Below are 21,484 nucleotides of genomic sequence, written 5' to 3' on the forward strand. Positions count from 1 at the left end.
CGCCGTGTACGTCTCCGCGCGCGCCGACTACGCGCTCCGGGCCATGCTCGCCGTCGCCGACGCCGCCGGGGCCACCGGCGACGGGGGGTCCGGCGGCGGCGGCGAGCTGGTCAAGGCGGCGAGCCTGGCCGAGCGTCAGGGCATCCCGCTCAGCTTCCTCCAGGGCATCCTGCTCGACCTGCGCCGGGCCGGACTGCTGCACAGCCACCGCGGCACCGAGGGCGGGTACGCGCTCACCCGCCCGCCCGCCGAGATCAGCGTCGGTGACGTGCTGCGGGCGGTGGGCGGTGCGCTGACCAGCGTGCGGGGCATGCCCGCCGACCGGGCCGGCTACCACGGGGTGGCCGCCGGGCTGCGGGACGTCTGGCTCGCGGTGGACGGCGCCATCGCCCTGGTGGTCGACCGGACCACCCTCGCCGACCTGCTGGCCGACCGCGCCACAGCGTCCTGACCGAGCCGGCCGGGATCGGGCCGCGGGTGCGACGCGGCCCGGACCTGGATGCGGCTTCAGCTCCGCGAGGTGGCGGTTTCCGGCACGCCGGACACCGCCACCTCGCCGAGCTGGGGGTGGAGGATCAGCGGCGACGCGGGCGGCGCGACCGGGACGGCCGCGAAGCCTGCGCCGGGTGGGGTGCGGGCGGCGGGGTGAGGGTGATCGGGACGCCGGTGGGCTGGCGGGCGCCGGTGACCCGGGCCAGTTCCTCGTCGCCGGGGCGTACCCGGGCGGTGTGCGGGCTGATGCCGGCGACGGTCATCAGCCGGGAGACGTCCCGGCGCTGCTCCGGCAGGACCAGGGTGACCACGGTGCCGGACTCCCCCGCCCGGGCGGTCCGCCCGCCCCGGTGCAGGTAGTCCTTCGCCTCGGTGGGCGGGTCGGCGTTGACCACCAGGTCCAGCCCGTCGACGTGGATGCCCCGGGCCGCCACGTCGGTGGCCACCAGGGCGGTGACGTGGCCGGTGCGGAACTGCTCCAGGATCCGGGTGCGCTGCGGCTGGGTCTTTCCGCCGTGCAGCGCGGCGGCGCGTACGCCCTTGGCGAGCAGTTGGCGGGCGACCCGGTCGGCGCGGTGCTTGGTCGCCATGAACAGGATGGTGCGTCCCTCGCGGGCGGCGATGTGGGCCAGCGCGGCCGGCTTGTCCTCGGCATCGACGTGCAGCACGTGGTGGGTCATCGCGGTCACCGTGGCGGTGCCCGGGTCGACGGAGTGCGACACCGGGTTGCTCAGGAAGCGGCGGACCAGCTTGTCCACGCCGCCGTCCAGGGTGGCCGAGAAGAGCATCCGCTGGCCGTTCGGGGCGACCTGCTCCAGCAGCTTCGTGACCTGCGGCAGGAAGCCCATGTCGGCCATCTGGTCGGCCTCGTCGAGCACGGTGACGGCCACCTGGTCGAGCCGGGCGTCACGTCGGTCGATCAGGTCGTGCAGCCGGCCGGGGGTGGCCACCAGCACCTCGACGCCGGTGCGCAGCGCGTCCGCCTGCCGCTGGAGGGAGAGCCCGCCGACCACGGTGGCGCAGCGCAGCCCGAGCGCCCGGGCGTACGGGGTGAGCGCCGCGGTGACCTGCTGGGCCAGCTCGCGGGTGGGCACCAGCACGAGCGCGAGCGGGCGGCCAGGGCGGGCCCGTTGACCGGCCGTGCGGTGCAGCAGCGGCAGCCCGAAGGCCAGCGTCTTGCCCGAACCGGTGCGTCCGCGCCCCAGCACGTCGCGGCCGGCCAGCGAGTCCGGCAGGGTGGCCGCCTGGATCGGGAACGGCGCGGCGATGCCCTGCGCGGTCAGCTCGGCGACCAGCGCCGGAGCCAGGCCGGTGGCGGCGAAGGTGGGAACGGTCATGGTCATGCGAAAAGCCTTCCTCGACGCGGCACGTGTCGAGGAAGGGCGCCGGGTAGCGGCGCGTCACCGGCGTCGCCGGTGGTCACAAGCACGAACCGAAAGGTACGGGCCGGCCCGCCGCAGCACGCCACGTCCCGCGGAGCGGGTGGGCGGCGCAGCGGACCGGCCCGTCACCGCGCCCGGGGGGCGCGATGGGTGTTACCGGATGATCCGAAGATCAGAGCGGACGGATGTTCTCCGCCTGCGGGCCCTTCTGGCCCTGGGTCACCTCGAACTCGACCCGCTGGTTCTCGTCCAGGCTCCGGTAGCCGGAGGACTGGATCGCCGAGAAGTGGGCGAAGACGTCGGCGCCGCCGTCGTCCGGGGTGATGAAGCCGAAGCCCTTGTCAGCGTTGAACCACTTGACGGTGCCAATTGCCATGTGTTTCGTCTCCTTGACGGAACGTTCGGACCCGCACCTGTTGCGGACCGAAGAGGAGCACACCGCACGTGCGCGGCATGCCTGTCGCTGCTGGTCGCCCCGCCCGGAGAACTCCGGACACAACAAAGAGCGCCTGGGGCCACAATCCGCCAGGCGCACACAGAGTCTCTGGAAACCAAAACTGCAACGTGGTCAGCCTAGCACGATCTCTACAACGCCGCGCCCTCTGGGGGAAATTCCGGCACCGCGGCGACGAGCGCGGTCAGCCCGGCGGCGTCGAGCAGGTCGGCGGGGCGGACGGTCACCCCGTCCCGGACGTAGTGGAAGGCGGCCCCGACCCGGTCGACCGGCACCCCGGCCAGCTCGGCCCAGGCAAGCCGGTAGACGGCGAGTTGCACGGCGGCGGCGTCGGCCTCCCGCCCGGTGGGCTGCCGGCCGGTCTTCCAGTCGACCACGTCGTAGCGGCCGCCGGGGCGGACGAAGACGGCGTCCATCCGGCCCCGGACCACCACCGCGGCGATCACCGTGGCGAAGGGCACCTCCACCTCCACCGGCACCCGGTCGGCCCACTCGCTGGCCAGGAAGCGCTCCTGGAGTTCGGTGAGCGCGTCGTCCGGGGCGGCGTCCTCGTCGGCCGCGCCGGGCAGCTCGTCCACATCGAGCAGCCGGTCCGCGCCGAAGCGCTGCTCCAGCCAGGTGTGGAAGGCGGTGCCCCGCCGGGCGTACGGGTTGGGCTCGGTGGGCATCGGTCGGCGCAGCGCCCGGGCCAGGGCCTCCGGGTCCCGGCGCAGCGCCACCAGCTGCGTCACCGACAAATGCCCGGGCAGCTCCACCTCGACCGCCTCGGCCCGCCGGGCCAGCTCGGCCCGTTCGGCGAGGAGGAGGTCGGCCTCCCGCCGCCAACGGGCCACCTCGGCGTCCTCGGCAGGTGGCGCGCCGCCTGCCTCGACGCCCGCGACCAGCAGGGCCTCCTCGCGGCGGGCCGCCTCGGGGTCGGCCAGGCAGCGACGGACCAGGACGGCCGCCTCGGCCAGCGCCGGACGGCGGGCGCCCAGCGGGTCGGCCGGCCACTCCGCCCGCAGCACCGTCTCCGTGGTCGGGTTGACCGCGTCCCCGGCGGGCTCGGGCACCCAGGCGTCGACCAGGTGGCCGTCCGCGCCGGCCAGGCAGGCGTCGTGCACCTCCCGGAGGAAGACCGAGGGGCCGCGGAACTTCTTCGTCCCCTCCCCCCACCAGTAGCCGGAGCAGAGCAGCAGCCGACGGGGGCGGGTCACCGCCACGTACGCCAACCGGCGCTCCTCCCGCTCGTCGTGCGCCCGCCAGGCGTCGGTGAAGTCCGCCACCGCCCGGGCCACCCCGCGCTGATCGTCCGCCCCGGCCAGGCCCAGCTCGGGCAGCCCGTCCGCGTCGCCGCGCAGCGGGAACGGCAGCACGCCGAGCCCACCCAGCCAGTGGTCGGAGTTGCGCACCGGCCCCGGCCAGACGCCCCGGGTGAGCCCGGCGACCGACACCACGTCCCATTCCAGCCCCTTGGCGGCGTGCGCGGTGAGGATCTGCACCGCGCCCTCCACCACCTCGACCTCGCCCGGAGAGAGGCCGCGCTCCTCGTCCTCGGCGGCGGCCAGGTAGGCGAGGAAACCGGCCAGCGTGGCGCCGGGCGTCTCGCCGCTGAACCGGGCCGCCACGTCGCCGAGCGCGTCCAGGTGGGCGCGGGCCAGGCCGGCGTCGCCGGCGCCGTCCCGGCCGGCCCGGACCGCCACCTCCACGTCCAGCCCGATGGTCCGCTCGATGTCCGCGATCAGCTCCGGCAGGGACTGGTCCAGCCGGTAGCGCAGCAGCGCCAGCTCCATCCCGTACGACCGCAGCCGCGCGAACCCCTCCGCCGAGTACGCCTGCGCCGGCCCCAGGTCGGCCAGCGCCTCGACCAGGGTGGCCTCGTCCAGCGCGTCCACGATGATCTCCGGCCCGTCGTCGCCGGTCACCTCCCGGCGGGCCCGCGCGATGGCCCGCGCCCGCCGGTGCAGGGCGACCAGGTCGCGCGGCCCGATCCGCCAGCGCGCGCCGGTGAGCAGCCGCAGCAGCGCCGCCCCGTCGGTCGGGTCGGCGAGCACCCGCAGCGTGCAGACCACGTCCCGGACCTCGGGGGTGTCCAGCAGCCCGCCCAGGCCGACCACGTCGACGGGCAGCCCGCGGGCGCGCAGCGCCGCCTCGACGGCCGGGATCTGGCTGCGCAGCCGGACCAGCACGGCGGTGGTGGGCCGTCGGTGCGCCGGGATGTGCTCGGGCAGCGCCGCCGGCATCCCGGCCGCCCCGCGCCAGGCGGCCAGCACGCTGTCGGCGATCCAGTCGGCCTCGTCGGCGTACGTCTCCAGCAGCGCGCAGTGCACGGTGCCGGCGGCCCGCCCGCCGGGGCTGCGGTGCGGGATCGGGTCGCGGACGCTGAGCGCGGCGTGCAGCTCGGGCACCCGGGCGCCGGCGGCCCGCAGCGGCACCGACAGCGCGTTGGCGACGCCGAGGATCTCGGGCCGGTTACGCCAGCTCGTGGTGAGGCTGAGCACCTGGGCGGGGCTGCCGTCGGTCCGGGCGAACTCGGTGGGGAACCGGTCCAGCGTGCCGGCGCTGGCCCCGCGCCAGCCGTAGATCGACTGGCAGGGGTCGCCCACCGCGGTGACCGGGTGGCCGCCGCCGAACAGGGCGTTGAGCAGCACCACCTGGGCGTGGCTGGTGTCCTGGTACTCGTCGAGCAGCACCACCCGGAACCGGTCCCGCTCGATCACCCCCACGCCGGGGTGGTCACGGGCCACCCGCGCGGCCCGGGCCAACTGGTCGGCGAAGTCCATCGCCTCGAAGTCGTCCTTGCGCCGGGCGTACGCGCGGACCAGCGGCAGCAGCTTCAGCCGGGTCTGCTGGAGCTGGAGGGCCTTACGCACGTCGGCGTAGACCCGCCCCGGGCGGGACTGCACCTCGGCGAAGAACCGGCCGGTCCAGGCGGCCAGCTCGTCCGGGTCGACCAGGTGCTCGTCCAGCTCCCCGGCCAGGGCGAGCACCGCGTCGGTGATGGTGGACGGCATCCGGTCCACCTCGGACATGTCGCCGTCGTAGTTGCGTACCAGGAGGTCGACGAGCTGCCAGCGGGACGCCTCGGTGAGCAGCCGGGTGGTCGGCTCGTAGCCGGCGCGCAGCCCGTGCTCGGTGACGATCCGGCCGGCGTACGAGTGGTAGGTGGAGACGGTGGGCTCACCCGCGAGGGGGTCCTCGTGCGGATCCCGGCCCTGCCGGCCGAGCCGACGGATGAGCTGGTCGAGCCGGGTGCGTACCCGGTGCGCCAGCTCGCCGGCCGCCTTGCGGGTGAAGGTGAGGCCGAGGATCTGCTCGGGGCGGACGTAGGAGTTGGCGACCAGCCAGACCACCCGGGCGGCCATCGTCTCGGTCTTGCCGGAGCCGGCGCCCGCGACGACCAGCAGCGGCTCCACCGGCGCGGCGATGATCGCCGCCTGTTCCCGGGTGGGCGCCGGCAGCCGGAGCAGTTTGGCCAGCTCGACCGGGGTGTAGCGGGGGCCGGCGTCGGCGGCCCGGGGCGCCGGGGTGGCGGTGGTGCTGAACAGTGTCGGCTGGGTCGTCATGCGTGCTCCGTGGGCGGCTCGACGACCTGGCGGCCCTGCCCGGAGACCGGGCAGCTCGTGCGCACCGGGCAGACCCGGCACTTCGAGTTGGCGACGGCGGCGAAGGTGGCGGCGGCCATCGTGTCGGCGGTACGCCGGACCAGCGCGGTGGCCCAGCCGGCCTCGGGACCCTCCCCGGCGGCCGCCTGGGCCTGCTCCCTGGCGTCCTTCGCGCCGGTGCCGAGCTGCACGAGCGCGGCGCCCCCGGACTCCTCGCCGAACTCGGCGAACGCCCCCGCCTCTACGGCCGCCTGGTAGGCCCCGAGCTGCGGGTGCTCGGCCACCTCCCGCTCGGTGACCGCGGTGGACTTGCCGGTCTTCAGGTCGATCACCACGAGCCGCCCCTCGGCGTCGACCTCCAGCCGGTCGACCCGGCCGGTCAGCTCGACCGGCCGGCGCGGATCGTCGAGGCGGACCGCGAACTCGTGCTCGATGGCGAGCAGCCGCCGCGGGTTGCCGGCCAGCCAGCGCAGCAGCTTGTCCACCATGGCCTCGGCGCGGGACCGTTCCGGGCCGACCATCCAGCGGGCCGCCAGTTCGATGGCGTCGAACCGGGCGGCCACGTATTCCAGCAGGGCGGTCCGGTCGACGCTGGCGTCCTCGGCCAGCATGGCGGCGGCGTGCACCAGGTTGCCGACCCCCTGGGCAGCGCTGGCCGGGGCGCTGCCGCCGTGCCGTTCCAGCAGCCAGCGCAGGCTGCACCGCAACGCGCTCTCCATGGCCGACGGCGTGACCCGGACCGGCTCGCCCTCGTCGACCAGCGGCCGGTCGTCGGAGAGGCCGCGCAGCCCCCACCAGTCGTCCGGGTGCGCGCCGGGCACCCCGGCGGCGGCCAGCCGGGCCAGCTCGGCCGCCGCCGCGCGCCGCCGGGTGACCGGCGCCGCCGGGTCGGTGACCGCGGTACGCAGCTCCGCCACCAGCGCGGACAGGGTGAGCCCGCGCGGCGGCAGGGTGACCGGCAGTACGCCGGGCGCCCCGTCCTGCGGGTCCTCGTCGCCGACCGGCACCGGCCCGTCCGACGCCGGCGGCACGCCCAGCGCGGCACCGTCGCCCGGCCGCCCGGCCGCGTTCGCCACGATCTCGGCGGCACCGTCGGCCGGCCGGTCCCGGCGGTCCCGCCTCCGGCCGGTATCCCCGGTCGAGGCGGTGCCGCCGGTCGGGTCGCCGCCGGTCGGGGCGCTCGGGCCCCGTCCCGGGTCCGGGCCGGATGGGACGCCGTTGCCCCCGCCGACGGCGGGCGGATCGGTGGCGGCCAGTTCGTGCAGGAAGCGGCTGGGCTGCTCCTCGTGGTCGTCGCCGCCGACCGCCGCCGAGGCGACCGCGGTGACCAGCAGCCGCCGCCGGGCCCGGCTGACGGCGACGTGGAACAGCCGGCGCTCCTCGTCCAGCAGTGCCGCGGTCTGCCCGACCAGGCTGGCCCGCAGCCCGGCGCCGTCGGCCCGGCCGGCGAGCACGTCGACCAGCCGCTCCGAGCCGAGCAGGCTGCCACGCAGCCGCAGGTCGGGCCAGACGCCCTCCTGCACGCCGGCCACCGCGACCAGGTCCCACTCCAGACCCTTGGCGGCGTGCGCCGTGAGCAGGCGGACGGCCTCGCCCCGGTCGGCGCTGGCGGCGAGGGTGTCGGCCGGCAGTTCCTGCCCGAGCACGTGGTCCAGGAAGACCTCGGTGCGCGCGCCGGGCAGCCGGTCGGTGAACCGGGCCGCCGCGTCGAAGAGCACCATGACCGCGTCGAGGTCGCGGTCGGCGGCCTCGGCCGGCCAGCGCTGCGCGGTCTCGTGCTCGCCGGTGGCGGCCCGACCCCGGGTGATCGCCCCGGCCCAGCGCTCGGCGAGGCCGCTTTCCCGCCACACCGCCCAGAGCACGTCCTCGGCGGTCGCGCCGGGGGTGGCGGCGGTCTGCCGGGCGGTAGCCAGCAGGTGCGCCACGGTCTGCGCCGGGGCCGCCCAGCGCCGCTCGACGGCGGCCAGCTCGGCCGGGTCGCGCAGCGCCTCGACGATCAGCTCGCCGGAGGGGCGACGGTCGCCGGCGGCCAGCGCGAGCGCGCGCAGCCCCTGGCGCAGCCGCCGCTCGGCGAGCGGGTCCGCGCCGCCCAGCGGCGAGTGCAGCAGGGCGACGGCCGACTCCTCGTCGAGCCGGTCGGGTTCGAGCGCGCAGCGGAGCAGGAGCAGCAGCGGGGCCACGCCGGGCTGGAGGTGAAGCGGCAGGTCCTCGCCGTGCACCACGGTCGGCACCCCGGCGGTGTGCAGGGCACGCCGCAACGAGGGCAGCTGACGGCCGGTGGAGCGGACCAGCACCGCCATCCGGGACCAGGGCACCCCGTCGAGCAGGTGCGCCTCGCGCAGCGCGTGGGCCAGCCAGGCGGACTCGCTGGTGGCCGAGCGGAAGGTGCGGACGTCCACGGTGCCGGGCGGGGCGTCGGGTAGCGGGCGCAGCCGGCGGTGCGCCGCCGGGCCGCGCAGCCGGCGGGCCAGCCGGGCGGTCGCCGCCAGCAGCTCCGGCCCGGCCCGGTAGGAGGTGGTCAGCGTGACCTGGGCGGCCGGCGCGCCGGAGGCCGTGCGGAACCGGTGCGGGAAGGTGGTCACCCCGGCCGGGTCGGCGCCGCGGAAGGCGTACGTGGAGGAGTCCGGGTCGGCGAAGGCGACCAGGGACTTGCCGCCCCCGGCCACGACGGCGAGCAGGTCGAGCTGGGCGGGGTCGGTGTCGGCCAGCTCGTCGACGTAGACGTGGGCGAGCCGGCGGCGCTCGGCGGCCAGCAGCTCCGGGTCGTCGAGCAGCATGCCGGTGGCGGCCCGGACCAGCTCGGCCGGGTCGTAGGCGATCGAACCCCGGTTGCTCACGTCGCGCAGGGCGAGGACGGCCACGTACTCGCGGAGGAAGCGGGCGGCGGCCGGCCAGTCGGCGCGGCCCAGCTTCTCGCCCAGCCGGGCCAACTCCACCGGGCCGACGCCCCGCTCGGCGGCCCGCATGAGCAGGTCGCGGAGCTGCTGGGCGAAGGCCCGGGTGCGCAGCGCCGGGCGCAGGTCCTCCGGCCAGCCGACCGGGTCGTCCGCCGGCTCCTCGCCCACGATGTCGAGCAGCTCGCGGATGATGAGGTCCTGCTCGGGGCCGGTGAGCAGCCGGGGCGAGGGTTCGCCGCGCTCGGCCGCGGCCCGGCGGAGCAGCCCGAAGGCGTACGCCGAAAAGGTGCGGACCAGCGGCTCGCGGACCACGCGGTGGCCGTCGCCGGCGATCCGCGCCTCGATCCGGTGGCGCAGCTCGGTGGCGCCCCGCCGGCCGAAGGTGAGCACCAGGACGTGTTCCGGGTCGACGCCGTCGGCCACCCGGGCGGCGACCGCCTCGACCAGGGTGGCGGTCTTGCCGGTGCCGGGGCCGCCGACGACCAGCATCGGCCCGTCGGTGTGCGCGACGACCTCGGCCTGCACCGGCTCCGGCCGGCGCGGCGGCGGGTGCGCGGCATCGCCCGCGGACCCCCCGGATCGCGGCTCCGTCTCGGCCGGCCCGTCGGGCCGACCACCCCCCTGCCCCGCCCCGGCGGTGCGGGAGACCCCCGTCCCCACCCCACCGGGCCGGCGCACCAACCGGTACGCCTGCATCCCCGACATCCCACCACGCCGGTACGACACCGGAAAACCTGCCGCCCGCCCCCGCACCGCCACCTCACGTCAGGTGAGGCGGGACTCCAGGAGGGTCAGGGCCTGGGGGACGGTGTCGGCCACCAGGAGGAGGTCCAGGCCGGCGGGTTTGAGGAAGTGGCGGTCGGCCAGGGTGCGCAGCCAGTCGAGCAGCGGGCGGTAGAAGCCGTCGGCGTCGACCAGCACCATCGGCTTGGCGTGCATGGCCAGGGTGGCGGTGGTCCAGACCTCGAACAGCTCGTCCAGGGTGCCGAGCCCGCCGGGCAGGGCGACGAAGGCGTCCGACTTGTCGATCATCAGCGTCTTGCGGCTGGCCATCCCGTCGGTCACCAGCAGCTCGTCGGAGGCCAGGTCGGCGACCTCCAGGTCGACCAGGGCCTGCGGGATGACGCCCAGGGTCCGGCCGCCGGCGGCCCGCGCCCCGTCGGCCACCGCGCCCATCATCCCCACGCACCCGCCGCCGCTGACCAGCGTGTGCCCGCGCCGGGCCAGCTCCGCGCCGGTCTCGGTGGCCAGGTCCAGCCAGCGGGCGTCGAGGGTACGCGAGGACGCGCAGAACACGCAGACGTTGGCCATGGTCAGCCCTGCTCCGCCGGCCGGTCGGGGGCAGCCTCGGCGGCGGCCTGCTGGTCGGCGGCGACCCGGGCGACCGCCTCCCCGCGGATCGCCTCCTGCTCGGCCGAGAGCACCGCCTCGGCCTCCACGATGTGCCGGACCGCCTCGTTGACGTCGTCGGTGAGACAGATCAGATCCAGGTCGTTCGGGCCGATCTTGCCCTCGGCGGCCATGCTGTTCCGGAGCCAGTCGAGCAGGCCCCGCCAGTAGTCGACGCCCATCAGCACCACCGGGAAGCGGGTCACCTTGCCGGTCTGCACCAGGGTGAGCGCCTCGAAGAGCTCGTCCATGGTGCCGAAACCGCCCGGCAGCACCACGAAGGCCTGGGCGTACTTGACGAACATGGTCTTGCGGGCGAAGAAGTAGCGGAAGTCGATGGCCAGGTCGACCCAGTCGTTGATGCCCTGCTCGAACGGCAGCTCGATGCCGAGCCCGACGGAGAGCCCGCCCGCCCCGTTGGCGCCCCGGTTAGCCGCCTCCATGACGCCCGGCCCACCACCGGTGATCACCGCGTAGCCGGCCCGGGCCAACGCGCCGCCCAGTTCCTCGGCCAGCCGGCACTCGGCGCTCTCCGGCTTGCTCCGGGCCGAGCCGAAGACGCTGACCGCGGGCGGCAGGTCGGCGAGGGTGTCGAAGCCCTCGACGAATTCGGACAGGATGCGCAGCGCCCGCCAGGCGTCCCTGGTCTTCCAGTCGCCCCGGCCCCGGGAGTCGAGCAGCCGCTGGTCGGCGGTGCTGGTCGGGATGGCCTGGTTGCGCAGGGTCACGGCGCCCCGGTGCCGTACCCCGCTCGGCCCGCGGCCGGGTGGCCGCCCGTTGCTCTGGCTCATGGGGCCACCGTAGTGGAGCCGGGGCGGCGCGGTGCGGAGGCGGGCGACGCGGAGAAATTCTTCGTGATCATGGGCAACTAAATGGCTCGCTCGTACGTCTTACTATTCACATACCGGGTATGCCCCGGGAGACGCGCCTTCGGGGGAGGAGCCAGCGTTGATCAGCAACAGCGAGATGATCCGGATCCGCCGGCAGATGCAGCGGCGGATCCGTGACGTGGTGGCCGAGCGCCGCCGCGCCCGGATGATGGAAGCCCACCACACCGACCTCACCGGCGAGACCACCGAGACGGATGCCCCGCTGACGACCACGCTCTGACGGTCCGGCCGGCCCGGGGGCCCGCGTCACCGACGCGGGCCCCCGGGCGCGTGCTCAGGACGAGGCGAGCCAGCGGTGCAGGGTGGCCGCGCCGTCGCGGATCTTGGTCAGCTCGACGTGCTCGTCCTTGTGATGGGCCAGGTTGGGGTCGCCCGGACCGAAGTTCAGCGCCGGAATGCCCATCGCCGCGAACCGGGCCACGTCCGTCCAGCCCAACTTGCCGATCGGGGCCGCGCCGACCGCGGCCAGGAACTCCTGCGCCGGCGGGTTGTCCAGGCCCGGGGCCGCGCCGGCCGCCGCGTCGGTGACCGCCAGGTCGAAGCCGGCGAAGACCTCGCGCAGGTGCGCCTCGGCCGCGGCCGGGTCACGGTCCGGGGCGTACCGGTAGTTGATCTCGATCTCGCAGCGGTCCGGGATGACGTTGCCCGCCACCCCGCCGGTGATCCGCACCGCGTTCAGGCCCTCTCGGTAGTCGCAGCCCTCGATGGTCACCCGGCGCGCCTCGTACGTGGTCAGCCGGCGCAGCACCTCGCCGGCGCCGTGGATGGCGTTCACCCCGTGCCAGGACCGGGCCGCGTGGGCCCGCTCGCCGTGCGTCGTGAGGATCGCCCGCATGGTGCCCTGGCAGCCCGCCTCCACGATCCCGTACGTCGGCTCCAGCAACAGCGCGAAATTGGCCTCCAGCCACTCCGGGTGCGCCTGGGAAACGAGGGTGAGGCCGTTGTACCTCGACTCGATCTCCTCGGCCTCGTAGAACAGGTAGGTGACGTCGTAGCGGGGGTCGGGCAGGGTGACCGCCAGGTGCAGCGCGAAGGCCACGCCGGACTTCATGTCGGAGGTGCCGCAGCCGTACATCAGGTCGCCGCGCATGGTCGACGGGAAGTTGTCGTTGAGCGGCACGGTGTCCAGGTGGCCGGCGAGCACCACCCGCTGCGCCCGACCCAGGTCGGTACGCGCCATCACCGTGTTGGAGTGCCGGTAGGTGGTGAGGTGCGGCACGCCCCGCAGCACCTCCTCGACGCAGTCGGCGATCGCCTTCTCGTTGAGCGACACGGACTCGATGTCGACCAGCGCGCGGGTCAGCGCCACCGGATCGGCCAAGACCTCGGGGGTCAACGGGTTCTGCATGTGTGGCACGGTACCGTCATTTTCGTGACGACCGCACAGTCTGCCTGGGGCATCGGCCTGGCCACGATCACCGCTGACGACCAGGTGCTGGACACCTGGTACCCGACCGGCAAGCTGGGGCTCGGCGAGCTGCCGCTGGTCGCCGGGGAGGACCAGGCCGACGTGCTCGACCTGCCGCCCGGCGCGGTCGGCGACCGGGCGCTGCCCGGCCTGCGCACGGTCCAGGTCGTCACCGTGATCGGCTCGCTGGACGACCCGATCAAGGACGCCGCGGACGCGTACCTCCGGTTGCACCTGCTCTCCCACCGCCTGGTGCGGCCCAACGAGCTCAACCTCGACGGCATCTTCGGCAAGCTGGCCAACGTGGCGTGGACGTCGGCCGGGCCGTGCCCCCCGGAGCGGGTCGACGAGCTGCGGGTCATCGAGCGGGCCGCCGGCCGCCACCTGGCGGTCCACGGGGTGGACAAGTTCCCCCGGATGACCGACTACGTGGTCCCGGCCGGCGTGCGCATCGCCGACGCGGACCGGGTCCGGCTCGGCGCGCACCTGGCCGCCGGCACCACCGTGATGCACGAGGGCTTCGTCAACTTCAACGCCGGCACGCTGGGCACCTCGATGGTCGAGGGGCGGATCGTGCAGGGCGTGGTGGTCGGCGACGGCTCCGACATCGGCGGGGGCGCCTCGATCATGGGCACCCTCTCCGGCGGTGGCACGGAGAAGGTGCGCATCGGCGAGCGGAGCCTGGTCGGCGCGAACGCGGGCGTCGGCATCACGCTCGGCGACGACTGCGTGGTGGAGGCCGGCTGCTACATCACCGCCGCCTCGAAGATCAGCCTGCCGGACGGCCGGGTGGTCAAGGCCCGGGAGCTCTCCGGGGTGGACGGCCTGCTGTTCTGGCGCAACTCGGTGACCGGCGCGCTGGAGGCGAAGCCGCGCACCGGCCGGGGCATCGAGCTGAACGCGGCGCTGCACGCCAACGACTGAGCGACGACGCGGAACGGGCCGGGGCAGCACGCCCCGGCCCGTAGGCCGTCCGGGCCGGCGGGACGACCGCGGACCCGGACGACCGGTTCACCGCAGGCGGTACGCCTGGATGATCCGCTGGGTGACCGTGTTGCCGGCGCCGTCCCGGGCGGTGGCCCGCAAGGACACGTAGCCGGGGCCGGCCGGGTGCCGGACGGTCGCCGCCCAGCCCGCGCCCCGCTTGTGCAGGGCCGCCTTGCACCAGGTCTTCCCGCCGTCGTACGAGACGTCGACGGTGAGCGCCGTGACGGAGGCCGCCGGCGCGCCGGGCTGCCGCTGCACCGTGACCGGGATGGTGAAGGTCCGGCCGGCCGGGGCGCTGTTGTCCACGGCCAGCGGCGGGGCGAAGCGGACCGCCATGGCCGGCAGCCGTGCCCAGTCGTCACCCGGCACGCGCCGGGAGCGGAACGTCCAGGTGGCCGAGACCTCGGTGCTCAGGTCGGTGAAGGCCCGGGTGGCCGAGGTCTCCAGCCGGTAGCTCGCCGCGCCCGGCGGCACCTGGAACTCGCCGTACCCCGCGGCGGGCTGCTCGGCGAGCAGCTTCCCGTTGCGGTAGAGGGCGGTCCGTTCGGTGTCGTTGAGCGAGCCGCCGGGGTGGCCGGAGGCGTCGCTGTGCACCGGCAGGGCGACGACGAGGGTGTCCCCGTTGCGGGTGATGCCCTGCTCCGGCCAGCGTGGCTGCGGGAACGACGGCCCGTACGGCGCGCTGTTCCAGTCCTCCCGGTAGGTCCGGCCGGCCCGGTACCCGGTCGGCACCGACTCCAGCACCGCCTTCACCTCCAGCCAGCCGTCCTCGCCCCGCTGACCGAAGTCGAGTTCGGAACTCCAGCGGGTGCGGGCCGTGCTGTAGTGCTCGACCCGCTTCCCCGGCACCGGAACGGGCACGACGATCGCCGAGCCGCCCATGTTGTAGTCGGACTCCGGGAAGACGATCCGCTCGTTCTCCAGCCCGGCGTAGCCGGCCGCGAACCGCTGCGTCACGGTCGCCAGGTCGCCCGGCTGGTAGTGCCGGACGAACCCGGTCGGCATCCGGCCCGGGAACAGCTCGTTGAGGGCGTAGAAGTACGGGCTGCGCTCCGGCGCCGTCGGTTCGGCCCACTGGCTGGCCAGGGCGCCGACGAAGCGGGAGTCGGAGACGCCGCGCCCGAGCTGGCCGCTGTAGAGGCCGTCGAAGCTGAACGTCCAGAGCCCGAACCCGTAGGAGATGTCCTCGGTGAACCAGTTGGCCGACAGGTCGATCAGCAGTGGGGCCGCGCCGCGCTGCGGCACGGTGGACCGGACCGGCTTCGCCCGGCGGGCGTCGACGGTGAGCCGCTGGTCGCCGCTCACCACCAGTTCGGGCTGGGCCAGCATGGAGACCTCGGTCCAGCCCTCGTCCCCCGGCACGTAGATCAGGCTGTTCAGGCCGTACCGGCCCTTGGGGAGGCGGATCCGCGCCTCGCCGTCGGGGTCGTACACGTCCCGGTAGACGACGCCGTCCAGCCCGACGAGGGTGGTGAAGTAGTCACCGGTGAGCTTGCCGGCCCGGTCCCGGTGCGCGACGGTCAGGTCGTAGCTCTCCACCTCGCGGTTGACCGCCAGCGGGGTCACCGCGACCGCGTCGCCCGCGCGGGCGACCAGCCGGCCGGTCCAGTAGCCGTCCAGGCCGCCGAGCCGGGTGTTCGCGGTGACGGTGACCTGGGCCGTCCCGCCGGCCGGCACGGTGAGCCGGGACGCGCCGAGGGTGAACATGCCGGCCGGGGCGGCGCGCCCGTCCGGGCCGGTGACCTCGGCGGTGAGGTCGAGGGTGAGCGGGGCCGTCCCGCCGTTGCGGTAGGTGACCGTGCGGGCGACCGGCTGGTCGTCACCGTGCGGCCAGGCCGTCATCCCGAACGAGACGCTGGGCGGCTCGCTGGTCACCTGCTCGGTGATCGCGTGGGCCACATCGACCCGTCCCGCGCCCTGCTGGAACGCCGTCTGGTCGGGGTGCGGCTTCGCCGAGGCCATCAGGGTGGCCTTGTACCGCCCCGCGGCCCAGCCCGGGTGCTGCTGGGCGAGCAGCGCCGCGGCGCCGGCCACGTGCGGCGTGGCCATCGAGGTGCCGGAGAGGGAGACGTAGCGGTCCCCCACCGGGTCGCCGATGGCGCCGTTGGCGGCCCGGGCGGCCACGATCTCGACGCCGGGCGCCGTGATGTCGGGCTTCAGCCCGCCGTCGACCCGCGGTCCCCGGCTGGAGAAGTCGGCCAGGGCGTCGTTCCGGTCGACCGCGCCGACCGCCAGCGCGGCGTCGGCGGTGGCTGGCGAGCCGACCGAGCCGTCGGCGCCGTCGTTGCCGGCGGCCACCACGAACAGCGTGCCGGTCTGCGCGGTGAGCGTCTCGACGGCCTGCTCCAGCGGGTCGACCTCGGGGAAGTCCGCGCCGCTGAGGCTCATGTTGACCACGCTGGCGTGCTTCTCGGCGGCGGCCCACTGCATGCCGGCGAGGATCGCCGACTCGGTGCAGCCCTCGTTCTCGCAGACCTTGCCGGAGAGCAGGGTGGCGTCGGGGGCCACGCCGCGGTACTTCCCGCCGGAGGCGGCCCCGCTGCCCGCGATGATCGAGGCGACGTGGGTGCCGTGCCCGACCATGTCGTCCGACTCGGCCGCCTCGCTGAAGTTGCGCGAGTCGGCGACCCTGCCGGCCAGGTCCGGGTGGGTGAGGTCGACGCCGGTGTCGAGCACCGCGACGCTGACCCCCGTGCCGGTGAAGCCGGCGGCCCAGGCGGTGGGGGCGCCGATCTGCGGCACGCTGTGGTCCAGGGTCACCCGGCGCCGGCCGTCCAGCCAGATCCGGTCGACATCCCCCGCCGCGTCGACCCGGGCACCGGCCCGGTCCGCCGTGACCGCGCCCCAGACCGCGCCGGTCTCGGCCTTCGTCGCGACCAGCGCCGCGCCGCCGATCGCCGGCAGGTCGCGGGTCACCCGGGTGCCGGCCATCGGGGCCGCCGCCCGTCGGGCCGACCCCGGCCGGTACGAGACGAGCAGCGGCAGCGTGTCCCGCCGGGCGTCGTCGTAGCCGGCCGCGACGAGCCCGGTGACGTCGAACAGCCGCCGGTCGACCCGGCCGGCCCGGACCAGGGGCAGCGCGTCCTGCGGCAGCACGGTGAGGTGGCCGCGTTCCCGGCCGACCAGGAAACCGACGCCGGCGCGGCCCGCGCCGGGGCGGACCGCCGCCTGGCCGGCGGCGGTGACGGTGACCCGGTCGCCGGTGATGAGGGTGACGGTGACCGGCTGGCCGGAGCGCGCCGCCGCGACGCGGGCGGGAGCGGCGTCCGGGGCGGCCGAGGCCGGCACGGGCACGCCCAGCGCGAGCCCCAGGGTGAGGCCGAGGCCGGCGATTCTTCTTCGATTTCGGCGCAACGTTCCTCCTTCGTCAAGCGTCTTCATCGATGGGAAACATCGACGGAGATTGCCAGAATTGCATACGGCGTATGCATTCGGAAGTCGCTTACCCGACGGAACCGGCACCGCGGCCACCGCCGAGCGGGGCATGATCCCCCGGTGACCGCCATGAAGGACCGCATGCTCGCCGGCGAGCCGTACATCGCCGACGACCCCGAGATAGTCGCCGATCTGGACCGGGCCGCCCGGCTCGGCGAGCGCTTCAACCGCAGCTCGGCCGACGACCCCGAGGGACGCCTCGCCGCCCTCCGCGAGCTGCTCGGCTCGGTCGGCGAGGACACCTGGGTGCGGCCGCCGCTGTACTGCGACTACGGCTACCAGACCCACATCGGGCCCCGCGGCTTCGTCAACGTCAACGCCGTCTTTCTCGACGTCGCCCGGATCACCATCGGCGCCGACGTCCAGATCGGACCGAACGTGCAGCTCCTCACCGCCACCCACCCGGTCGAGCCGGCGGCCCGGCGGGCCAAGTGGGAGGCGGCCGAGCCGATCACCATCGGCGACAACGTCTGGCTCGGCGGTGGGGTCATCGTGCTGGCCGGCGTGACCATCGGGGAGAACACCGTGGTCGGCGCGGGCGCGGTGGTGACCCGGGACCTACCCCCCAATGTGGTGGCCGTGGGTAACCCCGCCCGTCCGGTTCGGAGCCTGGAAGAGGCCGTCTGAGCTGCTGAAACGACGCTTCGGCGGGGTGCGGATTCCGGCCGCCGGGTGCACTCTGGGTAGTGACCGGTTCACCCCAGGGGGCGTCATGGAACGGGTGCTCGAACTGCGCGTACACGGGGTGTCGAACACCCCGCCCGACCAACTGCTCGGGCTGCGCCCCGCCCCCGGCGGTGACGGCGCGCAGCCCGACCTGGTCGCCGGCGGGGCGGTCACCGGCTTCTACCGCGCCAGCACGGCCGGCCGGGACGACCCGATCACGGTCGAGGCGAACAGCTGGGGGCAGTTGACCTCTGGCGCGCGGACCCGGCGCGACGTCGAGCGGGCCCTGTGGACGCTGCTGCTCCCCTTCACCCTGGCCAACGTGGCGCTCTACGCCCGCGCCGGCATCCCGCCGGACCCGGACCGGGAACGCTGGGCCAGCCGCTCCGGCGTCACCGCCTGGCTCATCCGGCTGTTCTGCCTGAGCCTCACCGGCACCCTCGTGGTCACCGCGACCGGAATCGGGGTGGACCTGATCGGCTGGCAGTGCGTCGGTCCGGACTGCCTCGGTCACCTCCCCGGGCCGTGGGAGTTCCTCGGCAATGCCTGGTGGCGCCAGGACACCCGGGCGCTCGCCGCGGGGTTGCTGGTGCCGCTGCTCCTGCTGGCCGGCCTCGGCCTGGTCGCCTGGCGCACCTATCAGTACGAGGCGGAGATGCCCGCCGATCCGCACCCCCGTCCCGCGACGCGGGAGGACGGCTCGCCCGACGATCCGCAGGACCGGCCGGAGCCGCTGGACAACCCGCTCCAGGACCCGACCTTCTGGAACGGCGAGGGGCAACTGCGCCGGGCCGCCGTGCTGCACCTGTGCACCGGGGCGGTGATCGCGGCGGCGGTCCCGGTCTCCGCGGTGATCGTCATGGACCCGCCGCGCGGGCTGCGGGCTGCGGTCGCCTGGCCGACCGTCGGAGTGCTCGCGACCGTGGTGGCGATCGCCGTGGTGGCGTTGGGCCGGCCCTGGCTGACCCGGCGGCAGGGCGCCACGCCGCTCGGCCGGTGGAGCGTGGCGGTGGCGCTGCTCACCGGGCTGGGGCTGGCCGGGACATTCACCCTGCTGCTGCTACCGGACGGTCCCGCCGGCCGGCCGCTGTCCGCGTACCGGCCGCCCATCGGCTGCGTCGCCGACCCGGGCATCGCCGGCTGCCGCACCGACCGGTCGCTGCCCGGCTACGACACCGCGGTCGCCTGGCTCGCCACGTACCAGGTGCTGCTGCTGGTCACCATCGGCGCGGTGAACCGCTCCGGACGGCGCGCCCTGTTCGGGCCGGTGGCCGGCAGCGTGCTCCTGCCGCTCGGAGTGGCCTGGACCGAGCGTGGCCTGCCCGGCCTCCCGGACGCACCGGACGCGCTGAGCAGCTGGATGCTCGCCGGGCCGGCCATCGCGATCGCCGTGACCGGCCTGCTGCTGCCCCGGACCCGGCCGGCCGTGCCGGTGCAGCCGCTCGGCGCGCACACCGACCTCGCCTGGGGCGGGCGCGGCCCGGCGCTCATCGCCGGCTTCGGCTGGATGATGGCGATCGCCTACTGCGCCGGCCTGCTCTACTGGGTCAGCGACCGCCTCGACAGCCGGGCCGACCCGAGCGGCGAGAGCCGGGTGGTGCCCCCGCTCGCGGTCTTCTGGGCCGGGCTGGCCTGCGTGGTCGCCCTGCTCGCCCTGCTCGCGCTGCTGGTCCGGGCCGGCGTCCTACTCCAGTCGCTCCGCCGGACCGAGTACGCCGCCCTCACCACCGGCGGCGCCGGCCTCTCCGCGCACGACCTGCGCCGCTGCCGTGAGGTCAGCACCTTCCGCGCGCTGCACCGGCTGGTCGGCGAGCACGCGATCCGGCTGGTCGGCTGCTACGCGACCGTCTCCGTGGTGCTGGTGACCCTCTGCTGCGCGGCCGCGCTCTCCCGCAGCCGGCCCAGTCCGCTCTCCCCCTCCGGCTGGCAGGCCGTCATCCACTGGGCGGCCAACCGGGGCGACACCATGCTCGGCTGGCTGCCCGTGGTGATCAGCGCGCTCGGGCTGATGGTCTACCGCACCGACACGGTGCGGCGCTCGGTCGGCGTCATCTGGGACGTCGGCACCTTCTGGCCCCGCGCCGCGCATCCCCTCGCCCCGCCCAGCTACGCCGAACGCGCCGTACCGGAACTGCAGACCCGGGTCGCCGGACTGCTCGCGCTCCCCCCGCGGCACCCCGACCGGATGGACGGGGTGATCCTCTCCGGGCACAGCCAGGGCACCGTCATCTGCGCCGCCATGCTGCTGCAGCTCCCGCGCCGCTGGCGACGGCGGATCTGGTTCTTCTCCTACGGTTGCCAGCTCACCCGCCTCTACGGCCGGGTCTTCCCCGCGTACTTCGGCCCCGAGCGGCTGCGCACCCTGGCCGGGGCGCTCACCTGGCCCGGCGGGCACGTCGCGTGGACCAACTTCTGGCGCGACACCGATCCGCTGGGCTGGCCGGTCAGCGCCGGGGAACGGGACGTGCCGGTGGTCGACCCGGAGGCGCTGCACCCCATCGGGGGCGAGGTGGCCGACCCGCCCATCCGCAACCACAGCGGCTATCCGGAGGCGGCCGAGTTCGCCCGGGAGCGGGCGGTGGTGGCCCGGCTGCTGCGCCGGGCCGTGCCGTCACCCCGGCAGGGGGTCGGCTAGCCGGACCACCAGGTCGGCGTGTTCGGCGGTGCCGGCGACGAGCCGGGCGTTGGCCTCGTCGCTGCCGAGCGCCCAGGCGCGGGCCTGCTCCGGCGTCTTCCCGTACGCCTCGTGCCGGGCGGTGAGCTGGCGCACCCGCAGCTCGACGTCGAGGTCGAGGAACCAGACCTGGTGCAGCAGCGTGCCCACCTCCTCCCACGGGTCGTCGCGCAGCAGCAGGTAGTTGCCCTCGGTCACCACCAGCCGCACCTCGGGCGGCACCTCGATCGCCCCGGCGACCGGCTCCTCCAGGTCGCGGCGGAACGCCGGTGCCCACACCGAGGTCGGCTCCAGCCGGCGCAGCCGGCGCAGGGTGGAGACGAAACCGTTGGCGTCGAACGTGTCCGGCGCGCCCTTACGGGTGTCCCGGCCGAGCCGGATCAGCTCCGACTGGGCCAGGTGGAAGCCGTCCATGGGCATCAGCCGGGCGGCCGGACCGACCTCGGCGACGATCCGCTCGGCCAGCGTGGACTTGCCCGCCCCCGGCGCGCCGGCGATGCCGAGCAGCTGCCGCGGGCCGTCGCCGGCGAGGGCCCTGGCCCGGGCCACCAGCTCGTCGAGCGGGAGCACCTGCGCGGGCGCCATCAGCCGAGCACCGGTTCGCTGATGGTGAACCGGGCCTCGACCGCCGCCTGCACCGGCTGCGGCTGCGGATCCAGTTCCAGCTCGGGCGCGGCCTCCCCGCCCCGCGCGAAGGCCGTCTTCGCCATCGTCGGCGGGGCGGTGGCCAGGCCGGTGTCCGCCAGCTCCACCAGGGCGGTCACCCGGGCGCCGAGCGCCTCCGCGTATTCCCGGGCGCGGGCCAGGGCGTCCGCGATCGCGGCGTGCCGGGCCTCCCGGTACGCCGGGCTGTCCGGCCGCAGCGACCACCACGGGCCGGCCACCTCGACCTGCTCCTGGTCGGCCAGGCGGAGCATCAGCTCGCCGAGCGCGGTGAAGTCGACCACGGTGACCGTGGTGGTCACGCCGCCGTGGTAGGCCACCACCCGCTCACCCGAGCGCTTCGTCTCCGGCCAGACCCGGAGCTGGCCGGTCTCCCGCCGTTCCACGGCCGGCTCGGCGGCGTCGAGCAGCACCCGCACGGCGGCCGCGCGCTCGGCCAGCCTGGTCAGCGTGGTCTCCCGGTCGCGGTCCCGCGCGGTCGCCGTCACCGTGAACCGGGCCAGCTCGGGGGCGACCTCCCGGTACGTCTCGCCGCGTACCGCCACGACCGGTGCGTCCGCCAT

Annotated in this window: 15 protein-coding genes; 5 read left to right on the forward strand and 10 right to left on the reverse strand. The window is 75.4% G+C overall.

All coding sequences use genetic code 11. The features are described from left to right. Positions 1–4: 4 nt before the first annotated feature. On the forward strand, positions 5–451 hold the full coding sequence (locus tag ACFYPD_RS01750) for an RrF2 family transcriptional regulator (RefSeq protein ID WP_387107647.1): 447 nt from the start codon (positions 5–7) through the stop codon (positions 449–451). A gap of 124 nt (positions 452–575) precedes the next feature. On the opposite strand, the gene ACFYPD_RS01755 is transcribed toward ACFYPD_RS01750, so the two are convergent. The 6 genes from ACFYPD_RS01755 to ACFYPD_RS01780 all read right to left on the reverse strand — a co-directional run bounded on the left by ACFYPD_RS01755 (position 576) and on the right by ACFYPD_RS01780 (position 10,989). Further along, positions 576–1,835: a DEAD/DEAH box helicase gene (locus tag ACFYPD_RS01755; protein WP_387107649.1), complete on the reverse strand. Its 1,260-nt coding sequence runs from the start codon at positions 1,833–1,835 to the stop codon at positions 576–578. A 211-nt stretch (positions 1,836–2,046) separates the two neighbouring features. Then, a complete protein-coding gene (locus ACFYPD_RS01760) occupies positions 2,047–2,250 on the reverse strand; it encodes a cold-shock protein (protein WP_107079793.1) in 204 nt (67 codons plus the stop codon). Positions 2,251–2,459: 209 nt separating this feature from the next. Continuing rightward, entirely contained in the window at positions 2,460–5,873 is a 3,414-nt protein-coding gene (locus ACFYPD_RS01765; RefSeq protein ID WP_387107652.1) for an ATP-dependent helicase, read from the reverse strand. Next, a complete protein-coding gene (locus ACFYPD_RS01770) occupies positions 5,870–9,505 on the reverse strand; it encodes an ATP-dependent helicase (protein ID WP_387109136.1) in 3,636 nt (1,211 codons plus the stop codon). Before ACFYPD_RS01770 ends, ACFYPD_RS01765 begins: the two co-directional genes overlap by 4 nt. Before the next feature lie 69 nt (positions 9,506–9,574). After that, positions 9,575–10,120, reverse strand: coding sequence for a TIGR00730 family Rossman fold protein (locus ACFYPD_RS01775; protein ID WP_387107655.1), 546 nt, complete (start codon positions 10,118–10,120; stop codon positions 9,575–9,577). A gap of 2 nt (positions 10,121–10,122) precedes the next feature. Next, the gene (locus ACFYPD_RS01780; protein ID WP_387107657.1) at positions 10,123–10,989 is read right to left on the reverse strand and encodes a TIGR00730 family Rossman fold protein; all 867 of its coding nucleotides are present in this window, start codon (positions 10,987–10,989) and stop codon (positions 10,123–10,125) included. 157 nt (positions 10,990–11,146) lie between these two features. Between ACFYPD_RS01780 and ACFYPD_RS01785 the strand changes: the two genes are divergently transcribed. Continuing rightward, on the forward strand, positions 11,147–11,308 hold the full coding sequence (locus tag ACFYPD_RS01785) for a hypothetical protein (protein ID WP_387107659.1): 162 nt from the start codon (positions 11,147–11,149) through the stop codon (positions 11,306–11,308). Between the two features lie 54 nt (positions 11,309–11,362). Here the strand turns inward: ACFYPD_RS01785 and dapE are convergent, their stop codons facing one another. Next, entirely contained in the window at positions 11,363–12,436 is a 1,074-nt protein-coding gene (gene dapE, locus ACFYPD_RS01790; RefSeq protein ID WP_387107662.1) for a succinyl-diaminopimelate desuccinylase, read from the reverse strand. Between the two features lie 24 nt (positions 12,437–12,460). Between dapE and dapD the strand changes: the two genes are divergently transcribed. Further along, positions 12,461–13,420: a 2,3,4,5-tetrahydropyridine-2,6-dicarboxylate N-succinyltransferase gene (gene dapD / locus ACFYPD_RS01795; protein WP_387107665.1), complete on the forward strand. Its 960-nt coding sequence runs from the start codon at positions 12,461–12,463 to the stop codon at positions 13,418–13,420. A gap of 87 nt (positions 13,421–13,507) precedes the next feature. Here the strand turns inward: dapD and ACFYPD_RS01800 are convergent, their stop codons facing one another. After that, positions 13,508–16,864, reverse strand: a complete 3,357-nt coding sequence (locus ACFYPD_RS01800; protein WP_387107668.1) for a S8 family serine peptidase — start codon at positions 16,862–16,864, stop codon at positions 13,508–13,510. 114 nt (positions 16,865–16,978) lie between these two features. Between ACFYPD_RS01800 and ACFYPD_RS01805 the strand changes: the two genes are divergently transcribed. Next, on the forward strand, positions 16,979–17,545 hold the full coding sequence (locus ACFYPD_RS01805; RefSeq protein ID WP_387107670.1) for a sugar O-acetyltransferase: 567 nt from the start codon (positions 16,979–16,981) through the stop codon (positions 17,543–17,545). A gap of 85 nt (positions 17,546–17,630) precedes the next feature. Further along, positions 17,631–20,219 carry a hypothetical protein gene (locus tag ACFYPD_RS01810; RefSeq protein WP_387107672.1) on the forward strand — a complete coding sequence of 863 codons (2,589 nt, stop codon included), beginning with the start codon at positions 17,631–17,633 and terminating at the stop codon, positions 20,217–20,219. On the opposite strand, the gene ACFYPD_RS01815 is transcribed toward ACFYPD_RS01810, so the two are convergent. Together ACFYPD_RS01815 and ACFYPD_RS01820 are read right to left on the reverse strand one after the other, a co-directional pair. Next, positions 20,196–20,843, reverse strand: a complete 648-nt coding sequence (locus ACFYPD_RS01815; RefSeq protein WP_387107675.1) for a nucleoside/nucleotide kinase family protein — start codon at positions 20,841–20,843, stop codon at positions 20,196–20,198. The genes ACFYPD_RS01810 and ACFYPD_RS01815 overlap by 24 nt on opposite strands. Further along, on the reverse strand, positions 20,843–21,484 hold the full coding sequence (locus tag ACFYPD_RS01820) for an SIMPL domain-containing protein (RefSeq protein ID WP_387107678.1): 642 nt from the start codon (positions 21,482–21,484) through the stop codon (positions 20,843–20,845). Before ACFYPD_RS01820 ends, ACFYPD_RS01815 begins: the two co-directional genes overlap by 1 nt.

Source organism: Micromonospora sp. NPDC005299 (genome assembly GCF_042872345.1).
GTDB lineage: Bacteria > Actinomycetota > Actinomycetes > Mycobacteriales > Micromonosporaceae > Micromonospora.